Genomic DNA, 18,296 nt, shown 5'->3' with positions numbered 1-18,296 from the left:
TCTTAGCATTAAAAAAGAGCTTACTTTGCTTAAAAATATACTTTTAATATTAGTATTATTTATACCTCATAAGAAAGTCTTTGCAGAGAAGCTTACAATTTCTATTTGTGCAAACGATGTTAGGAAATCTATTAATCCTGACGCTGTATATGAAACCCCCAGTGTTGATATAGTTAAGGCAGCGTTTAGAAAATTAAAAAACAAGCTGGACATTGAATATACATTTGACTTTAAACCTATGGATAGATGCGTAAAAGATGCTGAAAAAGGTCAAATAGATGCTATTCTAGATGTATCTTACACTCAAGAAAGAGCGAAGGTGGTTGAATATCCACCTGGATCTGGGGACGATGAAATAGCTGGCCCTTGTAGCTCTGTTTATAAAATGACTTGCTCTAAATATATGGTTATAACCAATAAAAATTCTAAGTTTGAATTTAAAGGTGACAAAGAAAAACTTATTTTACCTGTAAGAGTTGCAAGAGGATATTCATTGGCAAAAAAAATTGAAGATACCTATAGAGATAATGCTGAGCTTAGTAAAAATGATTTAGTGAATATAAAAAAATTACTCCGCGATAATACAGGTTGTGTGATCGCAAATTTTGGCTACATACCTGGACTTGCAGAAAATCAATTTAGAGAACTATTACCAAAATTAAAAATACATAAAATTCCATACGATGCTCGTTCAAACTACCTTCCATTTTCTAAAAAAACACACATTTCACATGAGCAAAAATTAATGATCTGGAAGGAGTTAGCAAAAGTTATGTTGGATGAAAAAATAGTTGATCAATTATGGAAAAAATACTCTAAATTAAGTTACAAATAATTTTTTTAGCAATATAAAAAAATTAATATTTAAAATGTTTTATCTGCTCACCTTTTGATTCAAGATCTTTTAAACTATCAATTCCTAATTTGATATGAATATCCGTCCATTTTGCTGAAATAGCCTTATCTCCAGCTTCTGTTTTGACTCCTTCAGGAGTTATTGGAACATCAGATACAATTAATAAAGCACCTCTCGCAATTTCATTATAGAAACCAACCATCAAGATAGTTGCCGTTTCCATATCAACTGCAATACATTTCATATTATGCATATATTTAAGAAAATTTTGATCATGCTCCCAAACTCTTCTATTTGTTGTATACACAACTCCCGTTCTATAATCATGTCCGCCTTCAACAATTTTTTGCGAAACAAATTTATGTAGCTTAAATGATGGTAATGCTGGAACCTCCGGTGGAAAATAGTCATTAGATGTTCCTTCTCCTCGTATCGCCGCTATAGGCAATATAAAATGCCCTATTTCAGTAGAATGCTTTAAGCCCCCACATTTTCCTAAAAATAAAACAGATTTAGGAGCACGTGCACTTAGTAAGTCCATAATTGTTGCAGCGTTAGCAGAACCCATACCGAAATTGATAATGGAGACATTAGATTTCTTACATGTTGCATTAGGCATAGCTCTATCTAAGCCAACTACCTTTGAATCAGTCATTTCTGCAAAGCGATTTACATATGTTTGAAAATTAGTGAGGAGAATATGATCGGCAAAATCATCTATTTTTGTACCAGTGTATCTTGGCAACCAGTTTTTGCATATTTCTGCTTTTGTTTTCATAAAAAGCTCCTAATCATTAGCCAAAGTATCTTAAAATTTTGTTCCGCATGTACTTTTAATATAATATCAACATCTTACAATAGCATATAAGAACCCACTACACTTCTCAACTAACTTGCGAAGAACCTAAAGTTTTTTATAAGTTTTAAATTCTTTTTCTAAATTATTTTTTCTAGAAAAATCACTTTTAATTACAAAGATTTTCAATTAAGAATTCTTCTTGGTTCTTAAGCCTATTGATTTATTCTAATTGCAATAAATGGACTTTTCAATGCTAAATTTAAAAAAAATAGTTGATGAATATTCTGGAAACTTTGATAGCCTAATAAATGAGCTACAAACTATCTTTAAGCATAATTTTATCATGTATTTTAAAGTAAATAGTTTATCAGGATTTGAGTTTCCTTACATAAATAATTATTTAGCTACTAATGAAATTCCTAAAAATTTCGATTTTTTTTTCTCCAATCATAATTCTTCAATAATATTTAAATTTTTCTGTGACTTGGAAAGTATTTATCAAGACTTAGATGAAAAAAAATTTTTTGATTTTCTAAAAAAAAGCACCCTTAATAATATTTTTTATTTAACTCCATTCTCTAATTTTTCAGAAGAAAAGTATCTAATAATTAAATATAAAATAGAAATTACTGTAACTTTAGATACAGATAAGGTTAGTATTAATATTCAAAATTTTGATAATGAAAATATTAATCTCAACAATTTAGAAAAAAATATATCAGCTATCTTCGAAGCTCCTTTTATTAGAAAAAACTTTTATCAGAAAGGAAATGAGAATATTTCTTCGTTAGAAAAAGAAGAAAATCAAATAAAAAAAGCTATTGATCTAGCAAAAATGCAGATGAATAAAGGTGAGTGCTATTTAGCTAATATAGCTTATACAAAAAGGTTAGAAAATTCCATATTTCCAACTCCAACTGAATTTTTTGCTAGTTGGTCTCAAGTTTTATCGAGATTTGCCATTTATTTTAATTCAAATAAAATTGGAATAGCCTCATTCAGCCCTGAAAGATTTTTGCAAAAAATTGGTAACTATTTATTAACAGAGCCAATAAAAGGTACTTTAAAATCCGAAAAAAAATTCCCCTGCCAGAATGATGCTAAAACATTATGGGAAAATAAAAAAGAAATTTATGAACACACTATGATTGTAGATTTGCTAAGAAACGATTTATATTTTGTAAGTAAGTCTGATTCCGTCCAAGTATTTAAACCTTTTTATGCAAGAATTGCTGGTTCTTTATTACAAATGCAGAGCTTTATCATTAGTGAATTAAAAGAAAATATGAGCTTAGGTGACTGCTTAGAAAAAATGCTTCCAGCGGGTTCAATTAGCGGCACGCCTAAAAGAAGAGTTTGTCAACTTATTCATCAACTTGAAGAAAATCCTAGGGGCTACTACACAGGAATTTGTGGCTTTTTACAAGCAAATGGAGATTTTGATTCAATCATTTTAATTAGAAGCCTTTTTAAAGGCGAATTAGGAATATATGTTGGAGTTGGAGCTGGTATCACTACTCTATCAAATACGGATGATGAATTTAATGAACTAAATATTAAAATGAATTCATTTGCTTCGTTTATTTCTGGAACATTAGTATGATTTTTTTCATCGATCATCATGACTCATTTAGCAACAACTTAATAAGTTGGTTTCAAGCAAAAAATATAGCTTTAAAGGTGTTCACAGTTGATGAAATATCTGAAAATATTGATCTCAATAATGCGAAAGCTGTTATCTTTTCGCCAGGCCCAGGACATCCACAAGACTATCCGCAGTCCTTAGATTTGTTAAAGCGCCTGCCAAACAATGTTCCTTTTTTAGGAGTTTGCCTTGGACACCAAATTTTACTGCATTCACAGGGTGCTAAAATTGAACAAATTCATACAACTCCCATCCATGGAAGACAGATTAATTGCTCCCCAATTACATCCTCAAGGTATTTCAAACCGGCTGATTTGCATGGAACATTTGTGTTATATAATTCTTTAGGCTGTAAATATACAGATCCTATTTTTATGCAAAGTATGATTGCACTTGCCGTCGAGGATAGTTTTGTATTAGCAACAGAACATATCGTTTATCCAAGAATTGGATTACAATTTCATCCAGAGAGTTTTGCTAGTCCTGGTGGGAGTAAAGTTTTACATTCATTTTTAAGGCTCATCGAATGTTAGGTCGCTTATATGCTGTTATATTTATCTGCGCAATAATCATGGCTTTATGGTATCAGCGAAAGTTTCTTGAAAGCTCAGCGCAAGAGCTTAATACGCAATTAACATTTGAAAACACTATTCTTCCAACTAGTACAGCAATGAATTTTCAGAATTTTTCCTATGAAAATGGCAGGCTAAAATATTCTTTTTCAGGAAGTAAAATTACTTATTTTACTGACAATCATTTTGAGGCTGAAGGCAATTTAGTATATGAAGCTTTTGATGTAGAAGAGAAAAAAACTATCATAATAAAAACAAATAAAGCATTTGGTCAAATAGAAGCAAATAAACAAAATGAATACCAAAATGATACACTACCTATAGGAACAAATAATAGGATAAAAAATGCAATATTACCTGGCGATGTTTTTTTTGATTTTGATGGTAATGTTGGAAAAGCAAATCATGTTTTTATTGATATGGAAAATGAATACATTTCATCAAAAAAACCCTTTACATCAAACGGACCTCAAGGAAATTTAAGAGGAAATGGGTTTAAATATTTTATTAAAGAAGAAGAATTTAAAATAAATTCTAATGTTAATGGTGATGTGAAAATAAAAGAATCTAGGAATTGAAAAAAGGTAACTTCATGAATTTAATTCGCATATTTAAAACATTTTTTCTGCACCTTACCTGCTTATACCCATTAAGCTTATTTGCAGATTTTAATAATGAGCTTCCAATAAATCCTCACTCAGTTGAAAATAATCAAACTCAATCAAATACTCTTAACCCTAGTAATACAGTAAGAAAAAAATACGAGAATGATAAAAAAGAAAAAATTAATACTGATAAAGGAACTAAATCACCTAATGAGAATTCTGATATAGCAAAGCATAATGTTAATGCTCCCGTCTATTTTAAAGGAAACTCTGCTGATGGTTCTAGAAAAACTGGGATTTTAAATTTATTAGGTAATGTCGAAATTATTCAAGATGATACCACTTTAACTTCTGATAAAGCTCAAATATTTGGGACAGCGGGAACAACTTTTGGATCAGGGAGTCGCTCTATTCAAAAAGCCATTGCAATAGGAAATGTACATATTAATAAAAAAGGTTCTTTAAATTCACCAGAAATGAAAGCAACCGCAAATACAATTGAATTTTTAGTCCCTCAAAAAATTATGATCTTAAAAGGAAAAGCAAAAGTATGGAAAGCTCAAGAGTATGTTAATGCAGAATATATTGAAATGAATTTAGAAACAGGCGATATAAAATTAAAGGAACCACACGGTACAGTTGATCCTAAATCTAGTGCTAATTACAATAAATCAAAAGAAAATAAATCTAGCAGTAAGGTTACAAAATGAGTCACAATCAATTAGTTTCTTCTAATCTAATTCGTAAATTTGGTACCCGAACTGTAGTTGATGATGTTTCTTTTTATGTAAATAGTGGAGAAGTAGTAGGATTATTAGGACCAAATGGTGCTGGTAAAACGACTAGTTTCTATATGACTGTTGGTTTATTAAAACCAAGTGCAGGAATTGTTACAATTGATGGCAATATTATTACTGAATTACCAATTCATAAACGCGCTAAAATGGGAATCGGCTATCTCCCTCAAAATTCGAGCGTCTTTAGAAAATTAAGTGTTGAAGATAATTTAAAAGCTATTATGGAAGTCTGGGGTATTCCAAGAAATAAAAGGACAAGTCTCTTAGAAAAACTAATTGATCAATTCGGAATAGGTCATATTAGAAAAAGTTTGGGGATTAGTTTATCAGGCGGAGAACGTAGACGTTTAGAAATTGCAAGAACTTTAGTTATCTCTCCTCGTTTTTTATTACTAGATGAACCTTTTGCTGGTATTGACCCAGTAACTGTAGGAGAAATTCAGGAATTAATTAAAAAATTAGTTCAGGAAGAAAACTTAGGTGTTCTTATAACTGATCATAATGTAAGAGAAACCTTATCATTGTGTAGTAGAGCTTATATTTTGGCCGGCGGAAAAATACTTGCAGAAGGATTACCTGATGATGTCGCATCTAATGAAAAGGTAAAGCAAGTATATTTAGGTGAAAACTTTACTTTTTAATTTATATCAAAGAAATAAGCGTTTTAGAAAAATAATTAATTTGATTAATTACTAACTAGAAATAGATCAACCTTAGCAATACCTTTTTTAGTAATACCTAACTTTTTTGCTGCGGCTTCACTTAGGTCAATCACTCTGTTTTCAATATACGGACCTCTATCATTTATTTCTACGATAACACTTTTCCCAGTTTTGACATCCCTAACCAAAACAGTCGATTTAAAAGGTAAGGTTCTACTTGCAGCTGTTAATTTTTTAGGGTTAAAAATTTCCCCATTTGCTGTTTTTCTTCCAGACAAATTATAATGATAAAAAGAAGCTATTCCTCTTTGATAAAACGAGTAATTACTTAAAACTTTCTCATTTTGTGTCTTATTATTCTTTTTAGACGTTGTACAACCAACAAAAACAAAGAACATTAAAACAAATTTTACTAAATTTTTAAAAATTCCCATCAATTTTACCTATATCTAGTGAATGAAAAAGAAAAAAATACAAAAAAATAATTATTATGAGACATAGTCCCTATCCAGTCTAACCTATCAAATCAAAATTAAGCATGAAAGCAAAAATGACCTATCGCCAAAAATCCATTAGAGTAACAAAATTAAAATTAAATTGATTTTATATATGGTATATATAAGAAAAAATGTAAATAATTATGCTATATAAATAATTTTTGCTTATTTTTTAAGCCAAATAATCTGTTCTTTAAAAAGACTTATGCCTAAAATTTAATCTAAAATTTCATAATTTAATTGTTTTTAATACATTTATATCAATTTTTCACTCGCATTTTTCATTTTTTGACTAAAAATAGAGCTATTTTTCACTCCATTTTCTGAGGTGAACGAAATAAACTGAAAAAATGCCATTCCGTGCTTGGAAAAAAGTTTGAAAAATATTTTTGCATCATTAATGCTGTTTGTCCTGATGTTAAAACATCATCTAATATCAAAATTTTATTGCTAATTTTACTGTCAAAATTTTTTAATAATTTCAAATCAAAATAAATATTTTTTAGTTCAAAGTCTTTATAATTATGATCACGATTTTTTTTAGGAACTAAAGACTGTTTTTTTAATTTCTTTGTAAATTGAGAAGGTAACAAAACAATATTATTTGTATCAAATCTGAATTCTTTGATTTCTGCAAAAATTTCTGTAAAAATATCATAAAATAAATTTGTTGGATGCCAAGATGAATTTAAAATTCTTTCTTGCTTTAAAACAGGTAAAATGATGTAATTATACTTATAATTTATGGTTAAGTTTGACAAAAAATTTTTACATTCTAAATAAAATAAATTATTAAATAAATTAATATAAAATGCATTATTACTCTCTTTTGCTAATAATAAAAGTTCAGGAATTCCATTAGAATATATATATAACGTAAATACTTTTTTAAATTCAATTAATTTTTGACATCCTAAACAATTATCGAGACCACAACGTATACAAGAATAAAATCTTAAATTATCTAGTTTTGACAAACAACTCTCACAAGCAAACCCATTTAAATTATATCTTGTTCTAAAACAAATAAAACATCTTTTAAGTATTTTCATTTTAAAGCTATTTTCGATTTAATTCTTTTACTAAAGCTGAAGGTTCACCATGATGGTAGGGATGTTTTGCTAAAATACATTTTGCTCTATAAATTTGTTCAAACAAAACAGCTAAAGCAAGCTCATGCGGAAAAGTTAATTGAGATAAAGAAAATAATTCTAACCTACCTAAATTTTTTAGTTCTTTTGGTAAGCCATAAGCGCCACCAAAGCAAAAAATGACCATTTTTTCTCCCCTAGTTTCAAATAATTCAAGTTTTTTTGCAAATGCAGCACTTGAATAGTTTTGCCCATTTTCATCTAAAGCAAAACACAAAGGGTTTTCTACAGATAATTTTTTAATTTCTTTTGCATAAAATGCTGAAATTTCTTCTTGGGATAAAACTGTATGTGGTTGAATGATGGTGATCGGAGTAAATTTTGCCACCCTTTTTTGAAACTCTTCTACAAACGTATACAAAAGAGAATCACGTGGCATTTTCCAAGGAAGTAGAAAAATATAGCGCATATTGTTAAAATAAATTACTTGAATTCTGCTCTAACTCAGAAGCCGATTTAATTTCTTGAGATATTTTTACAATATCTTGATAAAGAGTTTGAACTTCCTCTTCGTTAACATTAATTGAATGTGCTTTATTCCATAATTGCTCAAGTTGATACATTTCTCTAGTTGGTTCTTGAAATACATGGATAAACAAAAATCCATAATCAATTAATACCCAAGTAGATGACTCAAGACCGTCCACAGATATAGGTGGTAAACCTAAACTATGCTTAAAAAATTGTTTTATGCTATCTGCTATAGCGTAAACTTGTCTAGAGTTTGCAGCACTCACAATTGTAAATAGCTCAGTAAATGCTCCTAAATTTCTTAAATCTAGTATTGTTGGACGTACAGCTTTTTTTTCTGTAGCAACCGCCACAGCTAATTTTGCTATTTCCTCGTGGGAGAGCTCTCTGTCTCCAATTTTAATCGCTGTTTTTTGCTCATTCACTTGCTATTCTCTCCCGTCTTTTTAAGCTCACTTAATACTTCTATCAGTTTGTCAAGCAATTCATTAATGCCTATGCGAAAAGCAGAACTGATTTCAAAAAAAGGTGTCTTTTTTAATTTTAAATAATTTTTAAATCCAATTAAAGCATCTAAATTATTGTTTTCTTCCAATTCTTCCCCAGCTAAGGAATCTACCTTGGAAATAACAGTAATTCTTGGCCTTTGTAATAAGGCAACATCATATAATGCCAATTCTTCCAGTATGCCATCGTAATCTGAAATCATCGCCTCAGCCGTTTCCTGACTACCATCAATTAAGTGAATAAGTACACAAGTTCTTTCAATATGTCGCAAAAAATCATGTCCCAAGCCCTTTCCTTGACTTGCTCCGGGGATAAGCCCTGGGACATCGGCCACAACAAAAGGGTTTGCTTCTTTGTGACTTACAACGCCTAATGTAGGAACTAGGGTAGTAAAAGGATAGTCAGCAACCTTTGGCCTAGCAGCAGAAATAACTGTAATTAATGTGCTTTTTCCTGCATTTGGACTACCAATGATACCGACATCTGCAATCATTTTTAGTTCAAGTCTTATACTACGATTTTCACCAATGACTGGCGGAATAGTTTTTGTTGGTGCTTGGTTTCTTGAATTCACAAAGAGAGTATTACCAATTCCACCCTTGCCACCTTTAGCAACAAGTAATCTATGCCCTTCATATAAAACTTCACCAATTAATTCACCAGATTCAATATCATATGCAACTGTTCCACAAGGAACTTTAAGAGTTAAAGTCTCCCCAGTTTTACCTTGTCTATTGTTTGTACCGCCTTTGCCACCCGCTTCAGCCTCGTAGTATCGTTGATAACGGAAATCAAGTAATGTTGAGAGCCCTTCTGTTGCTTCAAGATAGACATCTCCTCCATTACCCCCATTTCCTCCATCTGGCCCCCCTGCTGGAACGTACTTTTCCCTACGAAAGTGCGACATGCCGAGTCCGCCATCACCAGCTTTCACCTTAATCTCAGCGGTATCAATAAACTTCATAACTTTGCCACCATAAATTTAAGAATAATGAAATGAATTTGGGTGTAAAATGTTCTCTTTTACACCTTTCTTTATATAAATAAGCTAATAATTTCTGTAACTTGTTTACATAAAGAAAGGTTGAAAAAACAAAAGCCAAGATGCGCATAGAGACTATAAACGCACCTTGGCTTTTGGCAAAAAAGAATAGAATATTTTTTACTATGAAGCTCTTTTTAAGCTTTTGCGTCTACTGGATAAACGCTAACGCATTGACGTTCACGAGTAACATGTTCAAATTTAACTTCACCATCAATTCTTGCAAATAGAGTAAAGTCTTTTCCCATTCCAACATTTACGCCAGGATGAATTTTAGCACCAACTTGGCGCACAATGATATTACCAGCTCTTACGGACTCGCCACCGTAAGCTTTTACACCACGATATTTTGGATTACTATCACGACCGTTTTTAGTCGAACCACCGGCTTTCTTACTTGCCATTGTTTATATTCCTTAATTCTATTCTTCTAGGAGCTCTAGAAGTGATTGTTAGAAGAAAAATGCTTAAATATTTCATTCAGTTAGTATGAAATTAACCTTCGATACTTGTGATAGACAAAGTAGTGAAGTCTTGACGGTGTCCGTGCATTTTCTTTGACTTATTTTTACGAAGATATTTGAAAACAAGAATTTTATTTTCACGGCCATGTGCAACAACAGTAGCTGTCACTTTAGCTCCATTTACAAGTGGCTCACCAATTTTTAATTGCCCACCTTTATTAACCATTAATACTTCAGAAAAAGGTATTTGCGTGCCAACAGCTACATCAATAAAGTTTGCTTTGACTTTTTCGCCTTCAGCAACTTTGAGTTGACGGCCCATGATTTTGACAACTGCATAGTTTTTATTGCTCACAATCAGATTCCTTATACGCTTTTCGAACTTCTTTTGATTCATGTAGAAAAAGAAGTCACATTGTTTTTAGGTAAGCGCTACCACGCCATAAACACGGCTCACACGAGTCGGAAGCTAGCACATAGTGCAATTTTACGCTAAGGTCAAGAACTTTATTTTTTGCGCCTCTGATGCTTGCTTTTTTACGCTATGTCATGTAGGCAATGAATTCCAAGTGGAGAGGTGTCCGAGTGGCTGAAGGAGCACGATTGGAAATCGTGTTTACGCTAAAACCGTAACGAGGGTTCGAATCCCTCTCTCTCCGCCACCATGCAATTTATTAGTAAATTGTGAAAGCGGCCATGAGAGGTGGTTGCTAGCCCTTAGTATCTTTTTAATGAATCCGCCAGAGTCGGAAGGCAGCAACGGTGTTTCTAAAGATAGGTAAGATCAGCTTGCAACCACCCCTCATGGCCTTTTTTATTTATTTCTTTTTCTAGACCTCTTCTCTCATCCTTGATTTTTACATCCTAACCTCACATACTGAGCTAGAATTTGCAGTTTTTGTTTCAACTATAATTAAAGAAACAAAAAATTGTACTTCAAAAATTGCTTAGTATTGAATATCACTTATTTTTGGTACCTAAACGTATGTCTACAAATAACTCAACTCAATTGAATTCCCAGCAAGATAATTCGCATTATGTCGTATTTGCTAGACGCACAAGACCACAAAGCTTTTCTAATCTTGTAGGTCAAGAGGTTGTATCAAAAGCAATTGAGAAAATGTTATCTCATCAAAAAATTCCCCATGCTTTTCTATTTACTGGAACTCGTGGAACAGGAAAAACTTCTAGCGCAAGAATTTTAGCAAAGTCATTGTGTTGTGTCTCTGGACCAACAATTCACCCTTGCCAGACTTGTATTCATTGTACACAAATTACTGCTTGTGCGCATGATGATATTTTAGAAATTGATGGGGCGTCTCACACTGGTGTAGATAATATTCGTGAATTACGTGAAGCGACTCGTTTTTTTCCGAATTCTGCACGATACAAAATATTTATTATTGACGAAGTTCACATGTTAAGTACTGGAGCCTTCAATGCGTTATTAAAAACACTTGAAGAACCCCCTCCAAATGTAATTTTTATTTTAGCCACTACTGAACTACATAAAGTACCGATAACAGTACGTTCACGCTGTATGATATTTGCTTTTAAAAAAATAGAAACAGCTATTATTGAAGAGCATTTAAAACAAATCTTATTGAAAGAAAATATCAGTTTTGAGAACGATGCTATCACTCTGATTGCACGTGAAGCGAAAGGATCTATGCGCGATGCTTTAAGTCTTCTTGAACAGATCACAGCCATTTGTAATCACGCAAGTATTACAACAGAACTAACTAAAAAAAGTTTGTGTGTGCAAGGTGAAGAAATTGCAGAACAGATTTTTTTGAGTATTTGTCAAAAAGATATGGTTAATGCACTTACTTTACTGAAACAAGCAGATGTTGCAAGTATTGACTTTTCTGTTCTATTTGACAATATAGCCCAATTTTTTCGCAACAGCTTACTGATTAAAAGCTTAAATAATAAAGAAAATGCTCTAAAAGTAACACAATTATTACCAAATGAATACTATACTCTTGAAAAAGCAATAACACACTTATCTATTGCTGCTTTAAGCGAAATATTCAAATTATTAGCTAGCTGTGCAAAGGATCTTATCAAAACTAATGTTCCCTTAGCATGGGCTGAAATTATTATCATAGATTGTATTTCTAGAGCTGATTGGCTTTCAGCTTCAGAAATCATCTCTTTACTGAACGATAATTCTAACAAGCTTCAGGCACATGAAACATTACCTTCTAATCTTGCGACAAGAAAAATAGATCATTCTCCAATTCCTACAGCAATTTCTAAACAAAATATGCAACAAGAAATAGCAGGATTAACTGATTTATCTTCAAAAGAATTGGATGTTCAGTTATTTAAAAAGTTTGTAAATGTTGCTGAACAAAAGAGTAAAACACTTGCAGCTAGATTAGCTGTTGTAAAAATTGAACATTTTAATTCAAGATGCGTTCAATTTGCAGACGCTCTAGAAAATGAAACTTTTTTGTCTTTTAATGAACATGACTTGCAACATTTTTGGGATTCTATAGATGTAATCCAACTAAATACAGCAGAGTTTAAAGGTCGATATACTCCTAAGCCCAACAAAAAATCTGAGATAAGACAGAATATATCTCAGCAAATTGCAGTGGAACAAAAACCAATCCTAAATATAACGTCAAATTCATCAAAAAATTTGGTAAATAAAACAGAAAATTTAATGCAAAGCTTTCAAAAGTATAGTGGCAACCAGTCTCAAAAACATCTTGGAAATGAAGCATTGACAAAAGTACAAACTAAGTCAATATCATTATCAGAAATCCAAACTCATGAAAAGAATCAAGGATTTCTTCAGCAAGAAAAAGAACTACTTGAAAAAGAACATGTTCAAAAATTAAAAAAACTCGCTACTGAAATTCAAATCGTTTCGGTAGACTAGAAATTCCTAATGTGAAAGGAGATTTCATTTTTTCAACATAAAAATGAATCCAGATCTTGCACTAAGAATGAAGATTTGATTACATTTTTTTGCAACATGTGACCAACGGGTTGCGACTCTGTTGCTTTTGTAAATAAAGTATATATAACGCTTTACAATTATATTTTTATTTTTTGGAGGTTCTGATGGTTTTTTACACTAATAACAGTGTCGAACAAAACGTTATAAAGTCATTAACAAGTACAAAATTTGCAAGACCTTCTGATGATGATGAAGACGAGTACGATGATGATGAAGACGAGTACGATGATGATGAAGATGAGTACGATGATGATGAAGATGAAGATTATGATGACGATGAAGATGACTACGATGATGATGAAGATGAAGATTATGATGACGATGAAGACGATTATGATGATGAATATGATGACGAGGATTTAGACGACTACGACGATGATGATTTTGATGATTATGATGATGACGAGGATTATGATGATGACGAAGAAGATGATGAAGAATAATTTTTATTCATTCACATCTTCATGCTTTTTTATTAAAGCTAAAATCTATTCATCTCATAAGTCATATATTTGACAATATTAAACTTTTCAGTAAGAAAAAACTATCCTCCAAAAATTATCAGAAGAATATATCATTAAATACAATATTGATTAATAATAAACCTAATACTGAAAAAATTTTGCAAAAGATATCTCTCAAGTTATAATATCTATTGAATTATCATAGAGTGAGAATCAAAAATGAAAAAAACGTTCATTTTTTTAGCTATAATATCTATATTTAATATCTCTTATGCACAAATTAATATAAAAAAATATAAAGAAATTTCAATTTTTACTAGTGATAATTTACAGCCATTAGTAATTCTAGAAAATGAAAAAATAGGTGGACTATTTGGAGAAATTTTCATTCAAGCTACTAAAGAATATGTTAGTAATTATAAAATCAATAATTATCCTTGGCCAAGAACGCAGAATGAATTAAAAAAAACTGCAAATTCAGTTATTTTTCCTTTTGCGCGTAATGAAGAAAGAGAAAAATATTATAAATGGATAGATAAAATTTTTGATGACCACGTTTGCATTTACACTGCAAAACCTAATAAAAAAATTAATTCTTTACAAGAAATTGAAAATATTAATTCATTAGGTTTCTTAAGAAACGGTCCTGAAACGGAATTTATATCAAAAATTTCAACTAAAGTACAAAAAATTGATTCCGCAAATGTTAATGATTTAATGCTAAAATTATTTAAGAAAGAAATAGATGCTGTAGTTGGAGGAAGTTATCTAAAATATGTTTGGAAAAAAAATAATTTAAAAGAAGAAAATCTTTTTTGTGGAAAAACAAAATTAAAACATGAATTATATATAGCAGCATCAATAAAATCTTCTGAAGAATTTGTCGAAGAATTGAAAATAATAATTCAAAAATTTAAAAAGACAAAAAAATATAAAGAAATATTAGAGAAGTATCAATATTTATGGAAAGAAAGTTACTAAATATTATAGATTAGAATAAATCCGATTAAAATTGGAGCTATTAATTTACACATCCATTCCATAGCAAAAGCAGTTAGAGGAGAAAATTCCAATTCTCTTTTTATAACTTCCCAAGCTTTCCAGCCAGTGAAAAGAGAAATTCCTATACCTCCAATTGGTAATAATAGATTTGAGGTAATGTAGTCTAGTAATTCAAAAAAATTTAAATTAAATATTTTAAAATCAGCTATCACTCCAAAAGATAAAGAAACGGGTATTCCAATTAAAAATGCAAAAAAACTTATAATTGAAGTCGCTTTTCTTCTAGTCATTTTAAATTCATCAATAAAATAAATAGCTGTCAACTCTAGTAATGATACAGCTGAAGTTAATGAAGCAACTACTAGTAAAGAGAAGAAAGCAATAGCGAATATTTGTCCAAATGGTAAATTATAAAAGATTACAGGCATAGTTATATATGAAAGACCAGGTCCAGCAGTTGGTTTTAACCCAAAAGTTGTTAATGCAGGAAAAATCATAAGACCTGCTAGGACTGAAGAAATTATAGTAAGAAAAGATATCCAAAGAGCAGAGTTTTTTAATTTTACTTTATTATCTAAATAAGAACCATATGCTAGCATACAGCCTGCACCGACAGAGAGAGAAAAAAAAGCTAAACCTAATGCATCTACTAACATTCTAGTTGTCACTTTAGAAAAATCTGGATAAATAAAATTTATAAGTCCTATACTTGCATTTGGTAAAGTTAGTGAACGGAAGATTAAAAAAACTATTAAAAAGAATAAAGTTGGCATTAAAAATTTTGATGCTCTTTCAATTCCTTTTTGAATTCCAGACATAACAATTAGCAACGTCAAAAGCAAAAAAATTGCATGTGTAATAATTGGTTCTATTGGATTAGAAACATAATTTGAAAATATTTTTTCCAAAGTAGATAAATCACCATGCATCACACGCCCGTCAAACGAACGCAATAAGTAACCTATTGTCCATCCACCAACAACACTGTAGAAAGAAAGAACTAAAAATCCGCATAAAACGCCAATAAAACCAACTATTGACCAATATTTTGATCCTAATTTACGAAATGCACCAACAGCTCCACAGCTAGCTGCTCGTCCTATAGCTATTTCAGCAAGAAGAAGAGAAAGCCCTAACGTTAAAGTTATTAAAGTAAAAATTAAAATAAAAGCACCACCACCATTATTTGCTGCTACGTAAGGAAATTTCCAAATTGAACCTAAACCAACAGTCGCTCCACATGATGCCAAAACAAAGCCTATTTTAGAATTCCATTGCGCTCGAGCCATTCTTTCCTCTAAATTTAAGATTAAGTATTGTGACTTGTAATTTTTACAAAATAAACAAAATTTAGTCAAACCATAAAAGTTATTTATTTTTTAAAAATTTCTTAATTTATATAATTAAAAATCAAGAAAAGACATACTAGCATGAAATAAACTTTTAATTAATACAATTTATGTTTTTTTTAATGAGAAGTAATTGGAGGAATTAATTAAGGAAAAAAATTAAAAAGTTACTTTTAATATTTCATCTTTCATATCAGAACAAAGTTCTTTTAATAATTTTCTACCAAAATCAAATTTAATTCCCATTTCAGAAAACAAACAAGGTAATGATAATTGGGCTCCCAAACTTAATCCTTTGATATAATTTTCTATTGCTTTGGAATAATTTTCTTTACTATATTTCCACAATTGTAAAGCACCTACCTGCGCAATTCCATAATCAATATAATAAAATGGAGAAGTAAATATATGTGGTCTACTCAACCAACCTAATTCTTCAAAATCTTCATATCCATCCCAATTTACGTGTGGTCTATATTTTCTTGAAATATCACGCCAAATTTTGTTACGCTCTAATGCAGTAGGCATTGTTCCATTTGTGTATATTTTATGCTGCCATTCATCAATCATAGCCATAAATGGCCAAAAGTTCAGCATATGAAAGAGCTGAAATGCTAAAGCCTTTTTAGCATCTTTTTTATTTACCCAAAAATCAGAATAGAAAGGGCTCGCTAATAATTCTAATCCGATACTAGCTACTTCACAAAACTCAAAACCAGGATGACGCAGTAACACATTGTTGATATTTGAAACAGCATATCCATGTATAGCATGTCCAAATTCATGCAAAAAAGTCATAGAATCACGAAAATTACCTCCAAAATTTGCAAAAACAAATGGGTAACCACTTTCTTGAAAGGTCACACAAAAAGCACCTGGAGCTTTTCCTGGTCTTGGAGACACATCTAATAAATTATTTTTTCGCATTTCATTGAATAATTTCCCAAAAGAGGGATGAATTTTAGAAGAAATATTTTGCACTGAAAGTATTAATTGATCTAAATTACCATTAGCCGGCGCTTTTTCTGGCATTAAATGAGGCCAAATAGAAACATCCCAAGGAGAAATATCTTGTGTTTTTAGAGATTCTTTTTGAAGCTCTGAAAGTTCTTTTACTATTGGAATAACTTCATGATAAATAGAGTTACGAAATTCATGGCATTGTGCAATTCCATAGTCAATTCTCCCTAATTCAGCAAAAGCGACATCAACATAATTATTAGCTTGAACAGCTTCAGCCTGCTTACTTCTATTTTCGTTAAGTTGATCAAAATAATTTTGGTATTGTTCTTCATTTTCTTTCACAAAAGACCAATAGGTCAAAAAAGCTGATTTTCGAACTTCAACATTATTATCATTAAGTTTTCCAATAATTGCTGAAACGGGAGTTAGTTTTCCTTCAAAAGAAGCCTTAGCTGCATGGGTGAATTTTTTATATTCACGTATTATCTGATTTTCCTCTATTTGCAAAGAAGAAATGGAATGAGATGTAAATTTTCTTCTCAATTTCAAATCTGATAAAATTCTATCATTATCGTATGAATGCATAGCAGAACGCCAGGGAGAATTCATATAAATATCCATTAAATCACTTCTGATATTTAAAAGTTGGGATAAAATATGCTCTTCAAATTCAATTAACTTTTGTTCTGCTAAATTATCATTAACATTAAAACTTAAATTTAATTCAAGAATTGTATGCTCTTCCGAAATGGCGCAAGACGCCTCATGAAAAAGACCATACCAATTTGCTGCACTTTTGAAGTCAGTGGGAATATCTGTTGCAAGCCGATTAAGCAATAATTTTACGTCATTTTTATCTAATGGGTTAAAATCATCTGCGATGTAAATTCTTTTTTTTCTTTCAGGGAGTCTATATGAAACCGACATCTCCACCTTTCTACAGATTAAAGTCAGCAATTTGTCATGCTGTTAAATAAGTAATTTTCTAATTAATTAAGCAAATTACAAACCTTTCCGATGAAACGTGCAGAGGGAAAGGGTTATAAATGCAACAGCGTTTTCCAACATACACAAAAAAGAGAAGACTAGAAAGACTTGTCTTTTTCACACTTTTTGTCCTTTTAATAAATAGCTGTAGCACACCTCCAGTTGTCAGAGGCCCTCCCCCTGCTCCAGTTAATTTACCATTTTTACGATTAGAACAAGCAGGTGAATGTTACTTTATAGATGATTTTCTTCCAACTCCTGATTCTATGGTAAGTGGTAAAACATCGAATTTATTTTTACGTTATTACACCTATTGGAATGCAAGATATAAATATTGGTCTGATGTTGGAATAATGTTGGCATTTTACAGCAAAGATATGCGTTGCTGGTCGTTATTTGAAGAATATGCTTTACCAAGAGTGGATAATTAATATGAAAGAAAATCAAAATTATATTCTTACACTTTTGGAAGACTAACTTGGAAAGTAA

20 protein-coding genes and 1 tRNA gene are annotated in these 18,296 nt (G+C 30.9%); 11 read left to right on the top strand and 10 right to left on the bottom strand.

Annotated features, from left to right (window positions below):
- The first annotated feature begins 25 nt into the window (after positions 1 to 25).
- Positions 26 to 835, top strand: coding sequence for a type 2 periplasmic-binding domain-containing protein (locus GOY08_RS15400; protein ID WP_158999822.1), 810 nt, complete (start codon positions 26 to 28; stop codon positions 833 to 835).
- A 22-nt stretch (positions 836 to 857) separates the two neighbouring features.
- Here the strand turns inward: GOY08_RS15400 and GOY08_RS15395 are convergent, their stop codons facing one another.
- Positions 858 to 1,634 carry an AMP nucleosidase gene (locus GOY08_RS15395; RefSeq protein WP_158999821.1) on the bottom strand — a complete coding sequence of 259 codons (777 nt, stop codon included), beginning with the start codon at positions 1,632 to 1,634 and terminating at the stop codon, positions 858 to 860.
- A 271-nt stretch (positions 1,635 to 1,905) separates the two neighbouring features.
- Between GOY08_RS15395 and GOY08_RS15390 the strand changes: the two genes are divergently transcribed.
- Genes GOY08_RS15390 through lptB form a run of 5 tightly spaced genes read left to right on the top strand, consistent with a single transcriptional unit; the run spans position 1,906 to position 5,915 of the window.
- Positions 1,906 to 3,258 carry a chorismate-binding protein gene (locus tag GOY08_RS15390; RefSeq protein WP_158999820.1) on the top strand — a complete coding sequence of 451 codons (1,353 nt, stop codon included), beginning with the start codon at positions 1,906 to 1,908 and terminating at the stop codon, positions 3,256 to 3,258.
- Positions 3,255 to 3,833: an aminodeoxychorismate/anthranilate synthase component II gene (locus GOY08_RS15385; RefSeq protein WP_158999819.1), complete on the top strand. Its 579-nt coding sequence runs from the start codon at positions 3,255 to 3,257 to the stop codon at positions 3,831 to 3,833. The genes GOY08_RS15390 and GOY08_RS15385 overlap by 4 nt, the downstream gene beginning before the upstream one ends.
- Positions 3,827 to 4,450: an LPS export ABC transporter periplasmic protein LptC gene (lptC, locus tag GOY08_RS15380; RefSeq protein WP_158999818.1), complete on the top strand. Its 624-nt coding sequence runs from the start codon at positions 3,827 to 3,829 to the stop codon at positions 4,448 to 4,450. Before GOY08_RS15385 ends, lptC begins: the two co-directional genes overlap by 7 nt.
- A gap of 14 nt (positions 4,451 to 4,464) precedes the next feature.
- Positions 4,465 to 5,187, top strand: coding sequence for an LptA/OstA family protein (locus GOY08_RS15375; RefSeq protein ID WP_158999817.1), 723 nt, complete (start codon positions 4,465 to 4,467; stop codon positions 5,185 to 5,187).
- A complete protein-coding gene (gene lptB, locus GOY08_RS15370) occupies positions 5,184 to 5,915 on the top strand; it encodes an LPS export ABC transporter ATP-binding protein (protein ID WP_158999816.1) in 732 nt (243 codons plus the stop codon). Before GOY08_RS15375 ends, lptB begins: the two co-directional genes overlap by 4 nt.
- A gap of 44 nt (positions 5,916 to 5,959) precedes the next feature.
- Here the strand turns inward: lptB and GOY08_RS15365 are convergent, their stop codons facing one another.
- The 7 genes from GOY08_RS15365 to rplU all read right to left on the bottom strand — a co-directional run bounded on the left by GOY08_RS15365 (position 5,960) and on the right by rplU (position 10,465).
- Positions 5,960 to 6,370 carry a septal ring lytic transglycosylase RlpA family protein gene (locus GOY08_RS15365; RefSeq protein ID WP_158999815.1) on the bottom strand — a complete coding sequence of 137 codons (411 nt, stop codon included), beginning with the start codon at positions 6,368 to 6,370 and terminating at the stop codon, positions 5,960 to 5,962.
- Positions 6,371 to 6,744: 374 nt separating this feature from the next.
- Entirely contained in the window at positions 6,745 to 7,410 is a 666-nt protein-coding gene (locus tag GOY08_RS15360; RefSeq protein WP_158999814.1) for a hypothetical protein, read from the bottom strand.
- A gap of 82 nt (positions 7,411 to 7,492) precedes the next feature.
- Positions 7,493 to 7,963, bottom strand: coding sequence for a 23S rRNA (pseudouridine(1915)-N(3))-methyltransferase RlmH (locus GOY08_RS15355; RefSeq protein WP_158999813.1), 471 nt, complete (start codon positions 7,961 to 7,963; stop codon positions 7,493 to 7,495).
- 34 nt (positions 7,964 to 7,997) lie between these two features.
- Positions 7,998 to 8,480 (bottom strand): ribosome silencing factor, encoded by a 483-nt coding sequence (gene rsfS / locus GOY08_RS15350; protein WP_158999812.1) that lies wholly within the window; start codon positions 8,478 to 8,480, stop codon positions 7,998 to 8,000.
- Entirely contained in the window at positions 8,477 to 9,526 is a 1,050-nt protein-coding gene (gene obgE, locus GOY08_RS15345; RefSeq protein ID WP_158999811.1) for a GTPase ObgE, read from the bottom strand. Before obgE ends, rsfS begins: the two co-directional genes overlap by 4 nt.
- Positions 9,527 to 9,741: 215 nt before the next feature.
- Entirely contained in the window at positions 9,742 to 10,008 is a 267-nt protein-coding gene (rpmA, locus tag GOY08_RS15340) for a 50S ribosomal protein L27 (protein WP_158999810.1), read from the bottom strand.
- A gap of 91 nt (positions 10,009 to 10,099) precedes the next feature.
- Complete coding sequence (gene rplU, locus GOY08_RS15335) at positions 10,100 to 10,465, bottom strand: 50S ribosomal protein L21 (protein ID WP_158999809.1); 366 nt, start codon at positions 10,463 to 10,465, stop codon at positions 10,100 to 10,102.
- 174 nt (positions 10,466 to 10,639) lie between these two features.
- Here rplU and GOY08_RS15330 point away from each other — a divergent pair.
- The 4 genes from GOY08_RS15330 to GOY08_RS15315 all read left to right on the top strand — a co-directional run bounded on the left by GOY08_RS15330 (position 10,640) and on the right by GOY08_RS15315 (position 14,487).
- A tRNA-Ser gene (locus GOY08_RS15330) sits at positions 10,640 to 10,730 on the top strand.
- Positions 10,731 to 11,053: 323 nt separating this feature from the next.
- A complete protein-coding gene (gene dnaX / locus GOY08_RS15325; protein WP_158999808.1) occupies positions 11,054 to 12,961 on the top strand; it encodes a DNA polymerase III subunit gamma/tau in 1,908 nt (635 codons plus the stop codon).
- A gap of 185 nt (positions 12,962 to 13,146) precedes the next feature.
- On the top strand, positions 13,147 to 13,485 hold the full coding sequence (locus tag GOY08_RS15320; RefSeq protein WP_158999807.1) for a DNA primase: 339 nt from the start codon (positions 13,147 to 13,149) through the stop codon (positions 13,483 to 13,485).
- Positions 13,486 to 13,725: 240 nt separating this feature from the next.
- On the top strand, positions 13,726 to 14,487 hold the full coding sequence (locus GOY08_RS15315; RefSeq protein ID WP_158999806.1) for a substrate-binding periplasmic protein: 762 nt from the start codon (positions 13,726 to 13,728) through the stop codon (positions 14,485 to 14,487).
- Here the strand turns inward: GOY08_RS15315 and GOY08_RS15310 are convergent.
- Together GOY08_RS15310 and GOY08_RS15305 are read right to left on the bottom strand one after the other, a co-directional pair.
- Entirely contained in the window at positions 14,484 to 15,797 is a 1,314-nt protein-coding gene (locus GOY08_RS15310) for a sodium-dependent transporter (protein WP_158999805.1), read from the bottom strand. The two genes, GOY08_RS15315 and GOY08_RS15310, sit on opposite strands and share 4 nt — an antisense overlap.
- A 219-nt stretch (positions 15,798 to 16,016) precedes the next feature.
- Positions 16,017 to 17,747, bottom strand: a complete 1,731-nt coding sequence (locus GOY08_RS15305; RefSeq protein ID WP_158999804.1) for a M3 family metallopeptidase — start codon at positions 17,745 to 17,747, stop codon at positions 16,017 to 16,019.
- A 119-nt stretch (positions 17,748 to 17,866) separates the two neighbouring features.
- Between GOY08_RS15305 and GOY08_RS15300 the strand changes: the two genes are divergently transcribed.
- The gene (locus tag GOY08_RS15300; RefSeq protein WP_158999803.1) at positions 17,867 to 18,238 is read left to right on the top strand and encodes a hypothetical protein; all 372 of its coding nucleotides are present in this window, start codon (positions 17,867 to 17,869) and stop codon (positions 18,236 to 18,238) included.
- Positions 18,239 to 18,296: the final 58 nt, after the last annotated feature.

Source organism: Pigmentibacter ruber, from assembly GCF_009792895.1.
GTDB classification, from domain to species: Bacteria; Bdellovibrionota_B; Oligoflexia; order Silvanigrellales; family Silvanigrellaceae; genus Silvanigrella; species Silvanigrella rubra.
The sequence above is the reverse complement of the archived record's forward strand: the minus strand, read 5'-3'. Positions and strand labels throughout refer to the sequence as shown.

Excerpts from the sequence above, each read along its gene's own strand:
- GOY08_RS15310 (WP_158999805.1), bottom strand. The coding sequence starts at position 15,797 with ATGGCTCGAGCGCAATGGAATTCTAAAATAGGCTTTGTTTTGGCATCA.
- GOY08_RS15395 (WP_158999821.1), bottom strand. The coding sequence starts at position 1,634 with ATGAAAACAAAAGCAGAAATATGCAAAAACTGGTTGCCAAGATACACT.
- GOY08_RS15315 (WP_158999806.1), top strand. The coding sequence starts at position 13,726 with ATGAAAAAAACGTTCATTTTTTTAGCTATAATATCTATATTTAATATC.
- GOY08_RS15305 (WP_158999804.1), bottom strand. The coding sequence starts at position 17,747 with ATGTCGGTTTCATATAGACTCCCTGAAAGAAAAAAAAGAATTTACATC.
- lptB (WP_158999816.1), top strand. The coding sequence starts at position 5,184 with ATGAGTCACAATCAATTAGTTTCTTCTAATCTAATTCGTAAATTTGGT.
- GOY08_RS15375 (WP_158999817.1), top strand. The coding sequence starts at position 4,465 with ATGAATTTAATTCGCATATTTAAAACATTTTTTCTGCACCTTACCTGC.
- obgE (WP_158999811.1), bottom strand. The coding sequence starts at position 9,526 with ATGAAGTTTATTGATACCGCTGAGATTAAGGTGAAAGCTGGTGATGGC.
- GOY08_RS15385 (WP_158999819.1), top strand. The coding sequence starts at position 3,255 with ATGATTTTTTTCATCGATCATCATGACTCATTTAGCAACAACTTAATA.
- dnaX (WP_158999808.1), top strand. The coding sequence starts at position 11,054 with ATGTCTACAAATAACTCAACTCAATTGAATTCCCAGCAAGATAATTCG.
- GOY08_RS15300 (WP_158999803.1), top strand. The coding sequence starts at position 17,867 with ATGCAACAGCGTTTTCCAACATACACAAAAAAGAGAAGACTAGAAAGA.
- lptC (WP_158999818.1), top strand. The coding sequence starts at position 3,827 with ATGTTAGGTCGCTTATATGCTGTTATATTTATCTGCGCAATAATCATG.
- GOY08_RS15355 (WP_158999813.1), bottom strand. The coding sequence starts at position 7,963 with ATGCCACGTGATTCTCTTTTGTATACGTTTGTAGAAGAGTTTCAAAAA.
- rplU (WP_158999809.1), bottom strand. The coding sequence starts at position 10,465 with ATGAATCAAAAGAAGTTCGAAAAGCGTATAAGGAATCTGATTGTGAGC.
- rpmA (WP_158999810.1), bottom strand. The coding sequence starts at position 10,008 with ATGGCAAGTAAGAAAGCCGGTGGTTCGACTAAAAACGGTCGTGATAGT.
- GOY08_RS15320 (WP_158999807.1), top strand. The coding sequence starts at position 13,147 with ATGGTTTTTTACACTAATAACAGTGTCGAACAAAACGTTATAAAGTCA.
- GOY08_RS15365 (WP_158999815.1), bottom strand. The coding sequence starts at position 6,370 with ATGGGAATTTTTAAAAATTTAGTAAAATTTGTTTTAATGTTCTTTGTT.
- GOY08_RS15390 (WP_158999820.1), top strand. The coding sequence starts at position 1,906 with ATGCTAAATTTAAAAAAAATAGTTGATGAATATTCTGGAAACTTTGAT.